Below are 16,874 nucleotides of genomic sequence, written 5' to 3' on the forward strand. Positions count from 1 at the left end.
CAGCCTCAAACGAACTCAGCCTCAACTTAGTCTTATACGTCGCTCAAGGGACTTCCATGTGCGGGCGACGGGACGGTTCCCCACTCGAACGCAGTACTCACGCGATATGACGTTGAGCCGCAAAGATTCCCGTCGCCCAGGTCCGCGATCACTGCCACTGCACGATCTGCCAGGATCAGGGCGTGAGTGATGCCGGAAACACCGCTATCAATCCTGATGTCGAGATCAGGTCTGCGGCCCAAGACCGCCTCGACCGTGCAGGGTTCGCACGGCGAGTCGCTGCCCGCATCCGCGACGCTGCTGCGGGACCCAGCGTCGTGTTCGGGCTAGCGGGCCCGTGGGGGTCGGGCAAATCCTCCGTGCTGAACATGATCAGCGAAGTTCTCACTGTCGAATACGTCGACACCTGGGCGGTAGTCTCCTTCACGCCGTGGTCGGCGTCGGACCCGCTTACGCTGACCGAGGAGTTCTATCAGGCCATAGCCTCGGCGATGCCCGATACAAGCGCTGGGCGTACCGCACGCGGGTTGCTCACTGCGGCAGTCCCTGTGGGGACTGCCGTCGGCAAAGCTGCACTGTTCTCGGTCATCGACAAGGTCCTCGGGGAGGGCGCGAGCAAGGAGATGGCCACCGCAGGTACTGAAGCGCTTGCCACGCAGGTGGGCCAGACGAGCTTCGAACGCCAACCCGACCCGTTCGCTGCACGGTTCACCAAGATCTCGGACGCGATTACCGAGGCCGGGAGAAACATTCTGGTGATCGTCGACGACGTGGACCGGCTGCACGCCGACGAACTGCTGGCCGTGATGAAAGCGGTGCGGCTGCTGGGGCGATTCGATCGGGTGCACTATCTGCTGTCCTACGATGAGCAAACCCTTATCGACGTACTCATCGAAACCGATATCGCCCGCGGCAACGACCGTCGGGCTAGCCGATACCTGGAAAAAATCGTTCAATATCCGTTCCAACTGCCGCCCATCCAGCAACTACACCTTGCCGCCGAATTCGCCGGACAACTCCACGAGGTCATGGCCCGCCACGGCCTAACGACCGATCCGCGAGCCCAGGACGGTTCAGACAGCGGAATCGCAAACTGTGACAGCGGAATTGCAGACAGTGTGTTCGCTCTGCTTCCTACGCGGCGGCTCACTCTGCGCGCGACCAACCGCCTGTGCAACCAGCTCGACATGATGCTGGCACTCGTCGGTGCCTACGAAGTCGATCTCCTTGACGCCATCCTAATGACCTGGCTGCGCCTGGAGTACCGAGACCTGTATGCCGCACTACCCCAATGGCGACGAGAGCTGACCCGCGCACCGGAGCTCATTCGGCATGACCCCAACGACGTGCCGAAGTGGATTCAGCGGATTGCCGATGTTGTCGAGGCCAGTGCTGATGCCACCGAGATCGAATCGGTGCATCGGATCTTGATGACGCTGTTCCCCAACCTGCCCCAACTCACCGGCTTCTACTCCGAAACACGCAACGCGCCCCGGCGGGTCAGGGACAGCACCTACTTCCCACGGTATTTCGCTTTCCGCCTTCCGATCGGTGACATCAGTGACTCGCAAGTCAGAACGGAACTGACGGTGCTCACCGGAACCGGCAGGTGGCCGACACCGTCGCTGATCCGGCAGTGCCTCGCCGACGACAACCGCCGAGGATTGTTACGCGCCAAGACAATCCACCACCTCGATATCCTCGCCGACGCGCAACCCCAGCACACCGCTCACGCCGCGCACCTGATCGCGGCGATGCTGCCAAACGGTAATCGCGACTTGGCGTTCGGTGGCTGGTCTCATGTTCTCTATGCCCTGCTCGGGCATGCCATAAGCCGCACAGCGCACGACCGAGCATCGCAGCTTGCCACCGAATTTCGTGTCGCCTTCGGCTTGTCCACCGTCGTAGATGTCCTAGCCCACCCCCTCGAATTGCCCACGATCGACACAGACCGGGTCACCGCCGCCACCGAGCAGATCGTTCGGGAAGTCATCGAGTGCTGCTTCCTGGACCTGACCACTGACCTCGTCAGCGCCGGTGCCGCCGAGCACACTGTGCTCGGTTTCGCACACTTCCTCACAGACGAGCACTGGACGCTGCTGCAAGCTCGCATCGCTCCGCTGCTGGCGGACGGCACGACAACCCTGATCGACCTCGCCGCACGGTTCGTCTCGATGTCTCGCGCCACCAACCCCCAGACCGGCGAAACAACTCCTGAATATGTGTTCCATCGGTTCAACCAGGATGTGTTCGCACGACTGATCCCCGCCGCGGACTGGTCGATCGAGCAGGTCCCCGATCCAGGAACCGAAACCCTCGACACTATTGACATCTCGCTAGCCAATCGGCGGCTCTACGCCACCATCGCACTGAGAAATCTCCTCGCCGACGATTCCCAGTAGTCCAGAGATCATTCGCCAATCCAGCCATACGATCTCGCCCGGCCGCGCGAGCGGCCGGTGGTCATCCGACGGTCACAGCTTCTGTGGCGAGCTGGTCGAGAGCGTATAGAGCGCCGAGCCGGACCTGCAGATTCGAGTCCCTGTTGCCGAGAAGTTCGACGGCTTTGGTGTCGCGGTCGGCGGCCAGCTAGGTCCTGAAGACTGGAGAGCTCGAACTAATGATGGTTGGATTTCTTTGTCCGGCAACGAGATTGGCCACTGAAAGGCCTGCGCTGTTCCGTCCCGACCGGCAGGCGGTGCACACCGTGCCACTATTCGCTGTTGCACCCAAACGGCTGCCGGCATCGGCGAACAATCCAACGTGCGTGAAATGACCGCGCCAACAGATCTTGCTGACCGCCGACCACCATCGGTTCCGGACCAACCATCAGCAGGTCACAACTTGATAGCGAAGACGAGCCTTAGTCCAGAAAAGATTCCGCGGTAGCCCGTGCGTGCTGCCGGGTCAGTCGTCGGCAGCGGATTCGTCATAGGCCAGGCGCGCCGAAAGCACTTCCTCGATATGGGTTTCCGCCCAGCCCTTGATGGCCTGCATCACCGGCAACAGGCTCCGGCCCAATGGCGTCAGTTCGTAATCCACGCGAACCGGCACGGTGGCGGTGACGGTCCGGGTGAGGAGGCCGTCGCGTTCGAGACTGCGCAGGGTCTGCGTGAGCATCTTCTGACTGACGCCCGCGATGCGCCGGGACAGATCCCCGTAGCGCTGTGGCCCATCGGCGAGGGCGTTGAGCAGCAAGCTGACCCATTTGTCGCTGATCCGGTCGAGCAGGTGCCGGGCCGGGCACTCGCGGAGGTACGCGTCGTAGGCCTGCCGGGCGTCGCGGCGCTGCTGGGCGGCGGTCTGGGTGGCCATGGCTCTCCTCGCCGTGCGATACGCACTCCGAAGTGCGTACTTCCCGCAGGAGAGTAGCACTCCCTAGGTTCGTTCCAGTATTCGAAAGAACCCGTCGCGGAGGAGAATTCACGTGCGCGCAGTCATCGTCCGAACTTTCGGGGGCCCCGAGGTGCTTGAGATCGCCGAACTCCCGGTTCCCGATCCCGGCCCGGGTCAGCTCCGGATTCGGGTCACCGCCGCCACCGTCAATCCCGTTGACCTGCACACTCGTTCCGGTGGGTTGACCGCCGCCGGTCTGCTCCCGGCGCGCGAGGTGATCGGCATCGGCTGGGATGTGGCGGGCGTCGTCGACGCGATCGGCCCGGAGCCGGCCAGCGGTACCGGATTCGCGGTCGGCGACGCGGTGATCGGCCTGTCGGATCGCCTCGATGTGCCGCTCGGCGCGCAAGCCGACTTCGTCGTGCTGGATGCCGTCGCCGTCGCCCGGGCGCCGCGGTCGATCACCGCGCAGCAGGCCGCGACCATTCCGCTCAATGCTCTCACCGCCGCCCAGTCGCTGGACTTGCTCGCCCTCGGCCCCGGTCAGTCGGTCTTGGTCACCGGCGCGGCGGGCGCGGTCGGCGGGTTCGCGGTCGAACTGGCGAAGGCACGCGGGCTACGCGTGGTCGCGACCGCCGGGGCGGCGGACGCGGAGTCGGTGCGGTCGCTCGGGGCCGAGTTCTTCGTGCCCCTGGGCGCGCGATTGGGTGAGGCGGTGCGCGCGCTGGTGCCCGGCGGGGTGGACGGAGCCGTGGATGCCGCGGTGCTGGGTGCCGAAGCACTCGACGCGGTGCGCAATCGCGGTGCGTTCGCGGCGGTGGTCGGTGGCGCGGAACCGGTGGGATTGCGCGGAATCCGGGTGGCGAACACCTGGATTCGCGCCGACGCCGCCCAGCTCGCCGACCTCGTCCACCTGGTCGACACCGGCGCACTCACGCCGCGCGTCGCCGATATCCTGCCTTTGGCCCGGGTCGCCGACGCGCACAAGCGCCTCGCGGAGGGCGGGGTGCGCGGCCGGATCGTGCTCGTGCCGTGAACGAATGTGAAACCGGGAAACCAGCCCAGCCGATTCCCGGTTTCAGCTGTCCGGGCCGGATGCCGGTGGGGTGAAGGCCCAGACCGCGGCGGGACGTCCGGTCGCCTTGACGCGCAGGCGGTCCCCGGTGCGATCCAGGCCGGGGATGGCGGCGAGGGTGCGATTCAGATTGCCCGGGTCGGGCCGGGCGCCGTGCAGGGCGGTGCTGAGTTCCACCGCGCGGGTCGCCGGGAATTGGTCGCCGATGAGCGGCCGGGTGAAACCGAGGTCCTTCCAGAGCATTTCGGCCAGGCGGGTGCGGGCCGCGGTGACGATCTGATTGTGGTCGAACGCCAGGCGGGGAAGCTGCTCGAAGGGGATCCAGGTGGCGTCGCCGGGCTGGGTCACCACCGCCCACATGGCGATGGACAGGGTGGGGCCGCGCGGGTCGCGGTGCGGTTCGTCGAAGGTGGCGACCTGACCGACGGCGGCGATGGCGTCGGCGGGCACGCCGAGCTTGGTGTGCACGGCGCGCCGGGCGGCGGCGGCGAGGCGTTCGCCGCGATGGAGCAGGACGCCGGGCAGGGCGAGGTCGCCGGCGAACGGCTCCCATTGCCGGGGGGCGATGCCGACGGTGACGGTCGGGTCGTCGCCCCCGTAGCGCAGGGCGATCACATCGATGGACACGGCGGATTGTTGCTCCACAAGTAGTCGATCATGCCGTAGCCCGGGTCCGGATGGTGCGATCGGCCCGGTCCGGGCCGTGTCCGGTGAGCACTACCGGCGCCCCCAGCTCGGCTTCCAGGTAGGCCGCAACATCGTCCGGGAGATCGGCCAGCACCGGCGTCGCACCGGCCAGCATGCCGGTGAGGCGCGCCTGGTGTTCCAGATCCCGCCATGGCCCGCACGCCAGCCGGTCCAGATAGCCGTCGGCGGTGAGATAGCCGACGGCCGTGCGGATTTCGCCGTGCGCAGCGGCATGCCCGATAACGCGGTCGCCGGATACCTCTCGGCCGGAGCGATTTCCGCGGCAGCCGGTCCGTGCCGGACTCGTGTTCGCCGCTCCCGTACCGACCTGGTCGAGGTGATTGACGACCAGCCCGTCGATCCCGCCGCACGCCTCGATCGCATAGCGCAGCAGGATCGGGTCCAGGTGGCCCACCCGGAACGCACCCTGGTATTCGCCGGTTCCATTGTGCCGCTCGGGAATTGCGAGCGCGGCGTCCTCGGTCGGGAACGGTCCGGCTCCGTGGCGGGTGAAATAGGCCCGGGTGACGCCGAGCACGTAACCGGGTGCGTCGATCCGCGCCAGCATGGCGCGCGCATTGCGCGGTTCGACCGTCGACCAGGTGGTGTACGGGTGCAGGCCGCGCCATTCGTCCAGGAGCGCCCCCTGCGCGCCCTCGAACACCAGCCGGCCGTCGGTCGCGATCCGCCCGAGCTGATCGCCGGGCAGGATCGCGACCGCCCGTGCGAACTCGGTGTACACCTCGACCAGATCATCGATCGGATCGTGCCGGTGCCCACTGCCCGCGAGCAGTGGCCGATAGTGCTCGGCGAGCGCGATCAGCTTGCGCCGCAGCACATCCGGGCGTCGGCAGTCGGCGACCCGCGGCGCGTCGTGTTCGAGTGCGTAGCTGGCCGTCTCCCCGATCCCGATACCGCACGAACCGTGCCGGGAAGCACCCCTCGCGTCCTCCCGGCAACGGTTGGCGGCCCCGTGAATGGGGGTGGTCAGCAGCGCCCGCTCGTCCACGGACAACAGGGACAGCGGATCGGCGACGCCGAGCGCCGCCAGGGCGCGCGCCTCGGCGGCCAGGGCGATGGGCTCGACCAGCATGTGCCGCGACAGCAGCGTCGGCACCCCGGAGAACGTCCCGGACCCGAACTGCCGGAAGGTGTGATGCCGCCCGCCCGCGACCACATTGTGGGCCGCCTGCGCGCCGCCGTTGAATCGCACCACCGCGGCCACGTCCAGGCCCGCTTCGGGTGAGCACAACCAATCCACGGTCGCGCCCTTGCCCGCATCGCCGAAGCCCAGATCCACCACGACGAGGTGGCGGTCGCCGAACTCGTTATCGCCGAACATGCTGTATCCCTTCAAGTTTCGCGCAGGGGAGCGGCTGCCGACCGCGTACCTAGTTCCCGAAATCGACGTCGTCGTCCACGTCCGCGGCGGCGGGCAACGCACCGGTGCTGCGGGTCCGCCGCGCCGCCCCGATGGGTGCGAGCGCCTTGCCGACCGCATCGGCTTCACTGGTGGACCCGATATCGCGCAGATCCGCCAGCCCGGCCCCGAGATCGATCCGGTCCTCCCCGATACCGATGGTCAGCGCGATGAGCTCGCACACCGCCGCCGGATCGTCGAGCCGCAGGAACCGTTCCCCGAGCAGCCCCTGCCAGTGCTCGGCGATCTCCGGATCCCCGTAGTAACTGGACTGATTGGGCAGGATGTAGTGCACGTGCCAGCGGTCGCCCAGTTCCCGGTACACCGAGTCGACCGAAACATCCTGGCGCACATCGTCACCGATGACGTCACGAATGTGCCGCGCGCTCAGCCGCGGCTTGTTCAGTTCGTCGCCGACCAGGAACAGATATCCCTTGCGGCCACGCTTGTCCCAGGCATCGGTGGCGGTGTGCCGCGCCATGAAATACGCGGCCAGTTCATAACTTTCGGACTTCTGCCCGCCCCCGCCGCCTTCCAGGAGGATCAGCCGCAGCTGCTCGTCCATCCGATTGTCGGATTCGAACTGCCCGACCTGCAACGGCACCCGGTCGCTGTCGGCGTCGCCGATACCGCCGAACAGGATCTGCGGATCGTCGGCATATCCCTTGCGCCGCAACAGCCCGTGCAGCTTGCCCAGCTTCTCCTGCATGATCCGCGGCACCGCGCCCATCGACCCGGTGACGTCGAACAACACCGCAATGGGCAGTGAGTTCCCGTGGTCGTCGGAGTCGCGCGATTCCCGCATCGTCACCCCCTTGGGGTCGAGCGAGGGGTGCGCCTTCCACTTCTCCCACGGCACCGATCGCATATCGGCGGTGTAGCCGAAATCGTCGAGTCCGCGGGCGGCGCGGAAGGTGCGGGCGGCGTCGTAGGCGCTGTCGTCCCAATTGCCGTAACCCATTGCTATCACTGTCCTTTCGGGAGCTCGAAGGGCCGGAAGCGGCGCTGTCCGTAGAGCCGGTCGAGCAGGTCGTCGAATTCACCGAGCAGGTCCGCGGCCTCGGGCCGCAGGCTCGGATCGGATTGGGTGCAGCCCGCCGCGAAGGTGCGCATGGCGGCGGGCGCGCGGTCGCCGAGCATGGTGAGCAGCAGGCGATGCGCCTGGTACACGTCGGTGGCGGGCGAGACCGCGGTGCGGATCTCCGGTGGATAGTCGAGGGAGCCGAGCGTGGCGGCGGCAGGCCGGCCGGGGCGGGTCGCGAATGACCAGCCGGCCAGGACGACACCGTGCAGGCGCGGATGGATCAGCACGTTGGCCGGGCTGACGGCGGTGTGCACCCACCCCGCGAGCTGGGCTCCGGCGAGGCAGCGCAGCAGGCGGCGATGCATCCAGGCGTAGTCGCGCGGGTCCAGGCCATCGGGGTAGGCGGCCCGGATCTGCTCCAGGGTCACGAATTCCGTGGTGAGCGCGCCCAGCACATTGACCGTGCGCGGTTCGCCCGAATCCGCGTCGTGGTGATCGACGGTGTCCACCAGTTCGGGGAAGTAGGGCAGCAGCCAGGCGTGCTCCCGGCCGACTTCCGCGATGTCCCGCAGGGCATTTCGCTCCCCGGCCAGCAGCCGGTTGACCGCCGCCCGGCGCGGGATCTTGACGATCAGCCCGGTCCCGCTGCGGTACAGATCCGCGACGGACCCGCGGGCGTGCAGCCCGCCGACCGGATAGACCCCGCGAGCGCCGGTCACCCGCAGCGCGCCGCTCTCGGCCCGCGTCCACTGCCGGTACAGCTCGGCGAGCCGCGCGAACGCCGTCCGCGCCAGCTCCGCTTCGTCCGCGCCCACCCGATCCGGATGCACCACCGCCGCGAGCCGGTGATAGCGCCGCCGTCCGCGCTGCTGGGTCTCGGAATCGCTTGCGGCAGTGCCGAAGAGGTCTTCGGGGCGCCGGGCTTCCCGGATCGCTCGTGCCGTGTCTCGTACCGCCGTCATGAGTTTTAGGCTAAACGACTAAAAGCATCGCGGCTAGAGGTTTCGGCCTACTTTTTGTTTTTGTGACGAAAACGTCCGGACGGCTCCGGACCGGCTCGCGGTGTTGCATGCACCGGGCTAGTGTGAGAGAAATCTTGCCGTTCACTCTCAACAAGGAGGTCGGGATGGTGGCAGGCGAGCCGCGCACGGACAACGGGCAGCACTTGCGAGAACTGCTGGCGCAGGGCTGCACCCCGGAGCAGGCCTGGGAGTTCTACGATGCCCTCCCGCCGGCGCGAGTCGAGGACATCACCACCGGGCGCTGGCGCGGCGACGAACTCGACACCGGCCACCCCTGGAAGGGCGTACTCGTCGAATCCGGCTGGTACGGCAAGCAATTCGACGATGCCGACAGCGTGCAGCCGTTGCTCTTCGAAGGCCCGGACGGCCGGGTGTTCCCCGTCGATCCGCGCCGGGTGCCGCTGTTCCTGGCGGGCAAGGTGCCGGTATCGGCCCTCCGCCCGGTTCGCCGCTCGCTCGGCGCGCTGCGCCCGCTGCTGGCGACCCGCACCCCGCGCGCCCGGCTGCGGAATCTGGAGTTCCGTGGAAAGTCCAGCGCCGCAATGATCTACGACCACCTGCCGATCATCGATATCTTCCGGGCGGTCGACGCCGACACGCTGCTGGGCGTGATGGATATGCGCGGCCTGCCCGATCCGTACTTCTTCGTGCTCTACCGAGACCGCTAGGTCTTCCCTGCGAACTCGGCTCGGGGACACCGGATTCGGCCTACCATCGATACGGACGGCGGTAGTCGATTCCGGGAGGGATCCGATGGAACGCACGACCTGTCTCGTCGCCGGGGGTGGTCCGGCCGGCATGATCGCGGGATTACTGCTCGCCCGTGCCGGAGTGGACGTCACGGTGCTGGAGAAACACGGCGACTTCCTGCGGGACTTCCGCGGTGACACCGTGCACCCCACCACCCTGGAACTACTCGACGAACTCGGCCTGACCGAGGACTTCGCGAAACTGCCACAGCGGCGGCTCGATACGGTGCAGCTGCCGATCGGCGGGCGCATGCAGACCCTCGCCACCTTCGACCACATACCCGGCCGGTACCGGTACGTCGCCCTGGTCCCGCAATGGGATCTGCTCGACCTGCTGGTCCGCGCCGCCGACGCCGAACCGGGCTTCCGGCTCCGCATGCACACCGAGGCTGTGGACCTGCTGCGCGAGGAAGGCCGGGTGACCGGCGTCCGGTACCGCACCGAGGACGGCCGCTCCGGTGAGATCCACGCCGACCTCACCCTGGCCTGCGACGGCCGCGGTTCCGTGCTGCGCCAGGCCGCGGGCCTGGGTTCGCGGCACTGGGCCACCCCCTTCGACGTGTGGTGGTTCCGCATCCCGCGCCACGACACCGACCCGGCGGGCGCCGTCCCGGTCCTCACCGCCGGCCGGTTCGCCGTCATGCTCGATCGCGGCGACTACTGGCAGTGCGCGACCCTGCTCGCCAAAGGCGCCGATGCCGCGCTGCGGCAAGGCCGTCCGGTCGGCGAGATCGTGTCCGGCATGGCCGAGGTGGCCCCCTGGCTGGCCGATCGCGTCGATGCCGTGCGCGGCTGGGACGAGGTCAAACTCCTCGACGTCAAACTCGACCGCCTCGATCGCTGGTACACCGACGGCCTGCTCTGCCTCGGCGACGCCGCCCACGCCATGTCCCCGGTCGGCGGCGTCGGCATCAACCTGGCCGTGCAGGACGCCGTGGCCGCCGCCCGCCTGCTGGCCCCGAAACTCCTGGCGCGCAATGTCACTCCCGCCGACCTGGCCAGGGTGCAGCGCCGCCGTACCCCGCCCACCGCGGTCATTCAGGGCCTGCAGCGCTTCGCGCACGCCCGCGTCATCGCCCCCGCGCTGGCCGGCCGGCTCGATGTGTCCAACGCGCCGGGGACCCCGCTACCCATCCGGGTCTTCCGGCGCATCCCGCTGCTCCGCAGCCTGCCGCCGTTCCTCGTCGCCCGCGGCATCCGCCCCGAACACGCCCCGGATTTCGCCCGCCGCCCGGCCGGCCCACCGGCGGTCCGCAACCCCTGACGGCCAACCGGCGGCGCGGCGTTCGAACCCCTCGTCAGCGAACGCCGCGTGGCCGGAACTGGATGCTGATGCGCGGACCCACCGCTCGGCGCGTTTTCGGCACCGCGTGCTCCCAGGTGCGCTGGCAGGACCCGCCCATCACGATGAGATCGCCATGGCCCAAAGCGAATCGGATACTCGCGCCCCCGCCGCGCGGCCGCAGCAGCAGGGACCGTGCGGCGCCCACCGAGACGATCGCGACCATCGTGTCCTCGGTCCCGCCCCGGCCGAAATTGTCGCCGTGCCAGGCCACGCTGTCGTTGCCGTCGCGGTAGTAGCACAGGCCGGCCGTCGTGAACGGCTCGCCCAACTCCTCGAAGTAGTGCTCGCTCAATGCTTCTCGCGCCTGAGTCAGCACCTGATCCGGCAATTCCCGCCCCTGCTCGTAGAAACACAGCAGCCGCGGCACATCCACCACCCGGTCGTACATGGCCCGTCGATCCGCGCGCCACGGCACCTCCGCCGCCAGCCGCTCGAACAGCACATCGGCCCCGCTCAACCAGCCGGGCAGCACATCGATCCAGGCCCCGTCTCCGAGCACCGTGCGCCGCAACCCGTCCAGCGGGCCCAGCTCGACCTCTCCGAACCCATCGAGCAACGATCCCTGCAATGGTGTCGACATGCCGGCGAATCTACCACGCTATCGAACAGGTGTTCGTATATCGGTGGGCTGCGCGGTGCTGCCGGGCCCACCGCGCGCGAGTCGGCGACTGTTGCGTGCAATGAGGTGATATGGGCGTACCATCAATCCTTTCCCGTTCGCCGACGACGCAGGAGTGGCCGGTCATATGCCCCGTTTGGTCGATCACGAGCAGCGCCGTCGCGAGATCACGACGGTCGCGCGGCGAGTCATCGCCGGTGGCGGATTGGATGCCGCGACCTTCCAGTACGTCGCCGCCGAGGCCGGGATCTCGGTGCGGCTCATTCAGTACTACTTCGGCAACAAGCGCGAACTCATGCTGGCCACCTTGCAGGCGGTGGTGGTGGACGCGGGGCAGCGTTTCGAACAGCGCATCGCGGCGCTGGGCCCGGAGTCGGATCCGCGTGCGGTGATTCGCGCCTTCGCCTCGGTGCTGCTGCCGATGGACGATCAGGCCCGCGAGGACGCGCTGGTGCTGTCGGCTTTCCATGCCGCCGCGCTGTACGGCTCGACGGTCGGCACGGAAGACACGGCGGGACCGGGGATTTGGCTGATGGGTGCGTTCGCGGACCAGCTGAAGCGGCATCGCGTCAACCGCGAAGACGATGAATCTCCGCGCGCGGACGTGGATTCCGATGCCGAACTGCTGGTGTTCTCGCTCTCGGGCATCACCCAGGCGGTGCTGACCCGGCACAAGACGCCCGAACAGGCGGCCGAACTGTTCGACCACCTGCTCGATCGGCTGCTCTGAACCTCAGCGCGCGTGCGCGCGGACGAAATCGACCACCACATCGGTGAATTCGTCATTGGCGTCGCTGGCCGCGGTGTGCGCGGCCGCGCCGATCTCGGCGTATTCGGCGTGCGGCGCGAGGGCGCGGAAGGCATCGACGCCCTCCTGGCTGACCACATCGGAGAGCGCGCCGCGCACCAGCAGCGTCGGAATGCTCAGGTCGCGCGCGGCATCTTCGAGCGGCTGGGTGTGCAGATCCAGGGCCTCGCCTTCGCCCTTGCTCGAGCCCGACAGCATGGCCGGATCCCAGTGCCAGTACCAGCGGCCGTCCTCGCGCAGCCGCAGATTGCGTTGCAGCCCTTCGGGATTGCGCGGCCGGCGGCGATGCGGCAGGTAGGCGGCCACGGCGTCGGCGGCTTCCTCGAGGCTGGCGAAGCCCTCGGCATTGCTGCCCAGGAAATTGATCACCCGTTCCACGCCGGCGTGCTCCGGCCGCGGCACCACGTCGACCAGCACCAGCCCGGTCATGAGCGCGTGCTTGGGGTGCGCGCTGGCGAGCAGCCCGGTGAGCCCGCCCATGCTGGCCCCCACCACGATTCCGGGCTTGCCGAGCTGTTCCAGCACCGCGATCAGATCCTCGACCATGGCCGCCCGGGTGTAGTCCCCGCTCGGCGCCCAGTCGCTGTCACCGTGCCCGCGCGCATCCAGGAGCACCGCGTGCATCCCGGCCTTGGCCAGCGCCAGGCCGGAATCCTTCCAGGAATGGCGGGTCTGGCCGCCGCCGTGCAGGAACACCACCAGCGGCCCGTCCTGGGGTCCCCAGCTGTCGCCCGCGATGGTGATGTCGCCATAGCCGCGGAAGGTGACGCGGGCTGGCTCGGTGAAGTCGGCTTCGTTGCTCACCCCTCGAGCATCGCACATTGCGATTTACGGTGTATGAAACCCTGCCGCCAAGTGGGATTCGAACCCGCCGGCGCCCGCGAATTCCAGGGTCCGCACCGGGTAGGGGATCGCGATGCCTTCCTCGCGATAACGCCGGTGCAGGCTCTTGATGAATTCGCTGACCAGCAGATATTGGTCCTCGTAATGCCGGGTGCGGAGCACGACGCGGAACTGGATGCCCGAATCGCCGAAGGTATGGAAGCGCACCCGCGGATCCGCGCCGGCGAAACCCACATCGAGTTCCTTCATCACCCGCCGGGCCACGTCCATGGTGACCTGCTCGACGTAATCGAGGTCGCTGGTGTATCCGGTACTCACCTCCACCACGACCGCCATGTCCTGATCGGGCCGGTGGAAGTTGGTGAGAATCGATTCGGCGAATTTGCGATTCGGCACGATGATGAAATTGCCCGGAATGTCCTGGATCGTGGTGGTTCGCCAGTTCACATCGCTGACCCAACCCGTCTCGCCGCCTTCGAGTTTCACGAAGTCACCGGGCTGCACGGTCTTCGAGGCCAGGATGTGCACGCCCGCGAAGAGATTGGCGAGGGTGCCCTCCAGGGCGAGGGCGATGGCGAGCGCGCCGATACCCAGCGCGCCCAGCAGCGGCGTGATCTCCACGCCCACCGTGTCCAGTGTGATCAGCAGCCCGAGCACGAACACGATCACCTTGGTGATGGTGGAGAACAGGCTCACCGATCCGGAGATGCCGGTGACCCGGTTGGCCACCGAGCTGACGATCTCCGCCGCCAGCCGCGCCACCGCATAGGTGATGGCCAGCAACAGCGCGGCTTCCAGGATCTGCTTGACCGTGATCGGGGAGAACGGCAACCCGGTCGGCAAAGCCAGCGCGAGGGTCAGCCCGGCCAGCGACGCGACCGGGACGGCCAAGTCGCGGGCCAGGCCGAAGCCCATGCGGTGCACCGAGCGCTCGTTGCCCGCGGTCTTGGCGGCGATCCGATCGACGAGCCGGCGGGCGAATAATCCGGCCATCGGCCCGATCACGACGAGTGCGGCGGCTATGGCCCAGACCAGCGGTTTGCTCATGGCGACGACTCCCAGCCTCGGAGGGCGGTGGATCCGGACAATCCAAGACAAAGCAATCGGACCGGATCATAACCGCATGTTTGCTGAGTGTTTGCCTGGGCTGTCGCTCAGGCGGTCGGCGCAGGTTCGGGTTCGGCGAACCGCTCGTGAATCTCCTTGGGGCCGAACGGCCAGGTCTTCTCCACCCGCGCCCAGATCAGGAACGACACCAGGCCGATGCCGACCCACGCGAGCGACCATTCGATCGGGTGCACACCGGGATTGGCCTTGTCCGCGTACCCGTAGATGACCGCCCAGCCGATGGCCGCGACCACCGCGGGCAGCGGATACAGCAGCATCTTGTACGGCCGCGCCAGGTTCGGTTGCCGCCGCCGCAGCACCACCAGCGCCGCGATCTGCGCGAAGGCCTGCACGATCACCATGACCGTGGTCAGCAGTGAGATGAGCACCGCCAGCGGCGGATGGGTAGCGGAGGTGCCGATGTGCCGGGCGAAGACGAACCCGGCCGCGGTCACCACGCCCATCACGATCAGTCCGAGCACCGGGAACTCGTGCTTGGGATGCAATCGCCCGAAGGACCGGAAGAACACGCCGTCGCGCGCCGCGTCGAACGGCACCCGCGACCCGCCCAGCAGTCCGGCGAACACCGAGGCGAACGCGGTCACCAGGATCAGTACGGTGACGACCTGCGCGGCCCCCTTGCCGATGGTCGTCTCGAGCACCGCCGAGGCCACCGACTGCGAGGCCACATTGCCCGGATCGAGGAGGTCGTGCCAGTCGATCACACCCAGCACGCCGATCTGCATGCACAGGTAGATGCCCATGACCGCGACGATCGCCGTCACGATGGAGCGCGGCAGCACCCGGCCCGGATCCTTCAGTTCCGCACCGAGATACGCGGAGGTGTTGTACCCGAGGTAGTCGTAGATGCCGATGGTCAGCCCGGAGGCGAAGCCCAGCCAGAAGGTATTGCTGCCCAGATCGATGGCGTTCGAAGGCCAGTCGAAGGCCATGCCCGCGTCGAAGTGGGTGAAGGCCGCCAGGATGACCGCCGCCACCGAAATGATCATGACCGCCCACATGACGACGGTGATCCGCCCGATGCTCTCGACCTTGCGCCACAACAGCAGCACCACCAGCGCCACCACCGCGAGCCCGACGATATCGCCCTGCCCGGTGGTCATGGACGGCCACAGATAGGTCAGGTACTGCACCAGGCCCTGCACCCCGGTCGACATGATCAGCGGAATGAAAAGTATTGCGGTCCAGACGAAAAGGAACGGCATCAGCCGCCCGCTGCGGTACTGGAACGCCTCGCGCAGGTACACGTAGGTGCCGCCCGCCCCGGGCATGGCTGCCCCGAGTTCGGCCCAGATGAGCCCGTCGGCGAGCGCGAGGATGGCGCCGGCGACGAAGCCGAGCACGGCGTGCGGTCCGCCGAACGCGGCGACCATGAGGGGAATCGTGACGAACGGCCCGATGCCGACCATCTGACTCATATTGATGGTGGTGGCCTGGAACAGGCCGATCTTCCTGGGGAGCGTGCTGGGGCCGGTCATGGCTTCCTCCGGTGGCGCAATGGGGGAGGGCGTATGGGTTTTGTAAAGTTAAATTCCTTTACTATTCCAGTCAAGGGGTCGGGCCGATTGTTTACAGTCGGCTCGACAGTGGAACGGGATCGGAGGGTCGTGGACGAAGTGCCTTGGAACAGGCAGCGTTTGCGCAGCAACAATGAATGGCTGCTGCTCGAACAGCTGCGCGCGGGCGGACCGGCATCCCGTGCGCAACTCGCGCGCGACACCGGCCTGTCCAAGCCGACCGTGTCCAGTGCACTGGCGGCCCTGGAGGAACACGGCCTGGTCCGGGAGATGGGTACCGTCGCGCCCGAACGCGGGCGCACCGCCGTGCTCTACGAACCCGATCCCACCGCCGGCTATGTGCTCGGCATCGACGTCGGCCGGGCGCGCCTGCGTGCCGCCGTCGCCGACATGTCGGGAAAAGTGCTGTCCCGCACAGACGTTCCCAATCGTGCCCGCAATGCCACCGCCCTCGCCCAGGTCGCCGTCGAGGCCGCCCGCGCAACCCTCGGCGACGCGGGCATTCCCGTCGATCGCGTCGTGCACGCCGCCCTGGGCAGCCCCGGCGTCTTCGATCCGCAGGACGGCCGCGTCCACTACGCCGTCAACCTCCCCGGCTGGGGCCGCGCCGGGGTGCTCGACGAGATCCGCGACCGCCTCGGCGGCCCCGACCTCTCCATCCACAACGACGCCAACCTGGCAGCGCTGGGGGAGTACGCCTTCGGCGGCGGCCAGGGCAGCCGCCTGTTCGTCTACGTCCTCATCGGCACCGGCCTCGGCGTCGGAATCGTCTCGCGCGGAGAGCTTTTCACCGGCGCCCACGGCGCGGCGGGCGAAGTCGGCTTCCTCCCCGCCGCTTTCGGCGACACCGACGCGGTCGCGCCCCGCCGGGGCGCACTCGAGGAAGCCGTCTCCGCCGACGCCGTGGTCCGTGCCGCCCGTGACCGCGGCATGACCGGACGCCTCACCGCCAAGGCCGTCTTCGATGCGGCCCGCCGCGGCGATCCGATCGCGACGGAAGTGGTCCGCGCGGAAGGCGAACGGATCGCCCTGGTCGTCGCCGCGGTCACCGCGGTCCTCGATCCGGACCTGATCATCGTCGGCGGCGGCGTCGGCCGCAGCGCCGACCTCCTCCTCGATCAAGTCCGCGCGACCCTGCAACGCACTACGCCGCTCCGCCCGACCGTCGCCGCCAGCCACCTCGGCGACGACGCGGTCCTGCTCGGTGCGGTCGCCACCGCCCTCAAGATCGCCCGGCCCCTGGTCTTCGACCGCCGGACCCCGAACGGCCAGTGACCGCCGGCCCCCTGACGGTCGCGTTG

15 protein-coding genes are annotated in these 16,874 nt (G+C 68.0%); 6 read left to right on the forward strand and 9 right to left on the reverse strand.

Translation table 11 applies throughout. The features are described from left to right. Positions 1–182: 182 nt before the first annotated feature. Positions 183–2,402, forward strand: a complete 2,220-nt coding sequence (locus tag LTV02_RS06625; RefSeq protein WP_233039012.1) for a KAP family P-loop NTPase fold protein — start codon at positions 183–185, stop codon at positions 2,400–2,402. A 505-nt stretch (positions 2,403–2,907) separates the two neighbouring features. Here the strand turns inward: LTV02_RS06625 and LTV02_RS06630 are convergent. Next, the gene (locus LTV02_RS06630; protein ID WP_233039014.1) at positions 2,908–3,315 is read right to left on the reverse strand and encodes a winged helix-turn-helix transcriptional regulator; all 408 of its coding nucleotides are present in this window, start codon (positions 3,313–3,315) and stop codon (positions 2,908–2,910) included. Between the two features lie 112 nt (positions 3,316–3,427). Between LTV02_RS06630 and LTV02_RS06635 the strand changes: the two genes are divergently transcribed. After that, positions 3,428–4,372: an NADP-dependent oxidoreductase gene (locus LTV02_RS06635; protein WP_233039017.1), complete on the forward strand. Its 945-nt coding sequence runs from the start codon at positions 3,428–3,430 to the stop codon at positions 4,370–4,372. 42 nt (positions 4,373–4,414) lie between these two features. On the opposite strand, the gene LTV02_RS06640 is transcribed toward LTV02_RS06635, so the two are convergent. The 4 genes from LTV02_RS06640 to LTV02_RS06655 are packed head-to-tail and all read right to left on the reverse strand — an operon-like array spanning position 4,415 to position 8,504. Beyond that, positions 4,415–5,038, reverse strand: coding sequence for an NUDIX domain-containing protein (locus LTV02_RS06640; RefSeq protein WP_233039019.1), 624 nt, complete (start codon positions 5,036–5,038; stop codon positions 4,415–4,417). A 28-nt stretch (positions 5,039–5,066) separates the two neighbouring features. Then, a complete protein-coding gene (locus LTV02_RS06645) occupies positions 5,067–6,440 on the reverse strand; it encodes an adenylosuccinate synthetase (RefSeq protein ID WP_233039024.1) in 1,374 nt (457 codons plus the stop codon). 49 nt (positions 6,441–6,489) lie between these two features. Then, positions 6,490–7,479 (reverse strand): hypothetical protein, encoded by a 990-nt coding sequence (locus LTV02_RS06650; RefSeq protein ID WP_233039026.1) that lies wholly within the window; start codon positions 7,477–7,479, stop codon positions 6,490–6,492. A gap of 5 nt (positions 7,480–7,484) precedes the next feature. Beyond that, complete coding sequence (locus LTV02_RS06655) at positions 7,485–8,504, reverse strand: hypothetical protein (protein ID WP_233039028.1); 1,020 nt, start codon at positions 8,502–8,504, stop codon at positions 7,485–7,487. Between the two features lie 164 nt (positions 8,505–8,668). Here LTV02_RS06655 and LTV02_RS06660 point away from each other — a divergent pair, with 164 nt between their 5' ends. Then, positions 8,669–9,232, forward strand: a complete 564-nt coding sequence (locus LTV02_RS06660; RefSeq protein ID WP_233039030.1) for a DUF4334 domain-containing protein — start codon at positions 8,669–8,671, stop codon at positions 9,230–9,232. 85 nt (positions 9,233–9,317) lie between these two features. Further along, positions 9,318–10,577 (forward strand): FAD-dependent oxidoreductase, encoded by a 1,260-nt coding sequence (locus LTV02_RS06665; RefSeq protein ID WP_233039031.1) that lies wholly within the window; start codon positions 9,318–9,320, stop codon positions 10,575–10,577. 34 nt (positions 10,578–10,611) lie between these two features. On the opposite strand, the gene LTV02_RS06670 is transcribed toward LTV02_RS06665, so the two are convergent. Beyond that, entirely contained in the window at positions 10,612–11,238 is a 627-nt protein-coding gene (locus LTV02_RS06670) for an alpha-ketoglutarate-dependent dioxygenase AlkB (protein ID WP_233039032.1), read from the reverse strand. A 166-nt stretch (positions 11,239–11,404) separates the two neighbouring features. Between LTV02_RS06670 and LTV02_RS06675 the strand changes: the two genes are divergently transcribed. Beyond that, entirely contained in the window at positions 11,405–12,007 is a 603-nt protein-coding gene (locus LTV02_RS06675) for a TetR/AcrR family transcriptional regulator (RefSeq protein ID WP_233039034.1), read from the forward strand. 3 nt (positions 12,008–12,010) lie between these two features. Here the strand turns inward: LTV02_RS06675 and LTV02_RS06680 are convergent, their stop codons facing one another. The 3 genes from LTV02_RS06680 to LTV02_RS06690 form a co-directional block, all read right to left on the reverse strand. After that, on the reverse strand, positions 12,011–12,889 hold the full coding sequence (locus LTV02_RS06680; protein ID WP_233039035.1) for an alpha/beta fold hydrolase: 879 nt from the start codon (positions 12,887–12,889) through the stop codon (positions 12,011–12,013). 24 nt (positions 12,890–12,913) lie between these two features. Then, a complete protein-coding gene (locus LTV02_RS06685; RefSeq protein ID WP_233039036.1) occupies positions 12,914–13,975 on the reverse strand; it encodes a mechanosensitive ion channel family protein in 1,062 nt (353 codons plus the stop codon). Between the two features lie 107 nt (positions 13,976–14,082). After that, the gene (locus LTV02_RS06690; protein ID WP_233039037.1) at positions 14,083–15,534 is read right to left on the reverse strand and encodes an APC family permease; all 1,452 of its coding nucleotides are present in this window, start codon (positions 15,532–15,534) and stop codon (positions 14,083–14,085) included. 129 nt (positions 15,535–15,663) lie between these two features. Here LTV02_RS06690 and LTV02_RS06695 point away from each other — a divergent pair, with 129 nt between their 5' ends. Next, positions 15,664–16,848 carry an ROK family transcriptional regulator gene (locus LTV02_RS06695; RefSeq protein ID WP_233039038.1) on the forward strand — a complete coding sequence of 395 codons (1,185 nt, stop codon included), beginning with the start codon at positions 15,664–15,666 and terminating at the stop codon, positions 16,846–16,848. Positions 16,849–16,874 lie beyond the last annotated feature (26 nt).

The organism is Nocardia yamanashiensis (assembly GCF_021183565.1).
Taxonomy (GTDB): Bacteria; Actinomycetota; Actinomycetes; order Mycobacteriales; family Mycobacteriaceae; genus Nocardia; species Nocardia yamanashiensis.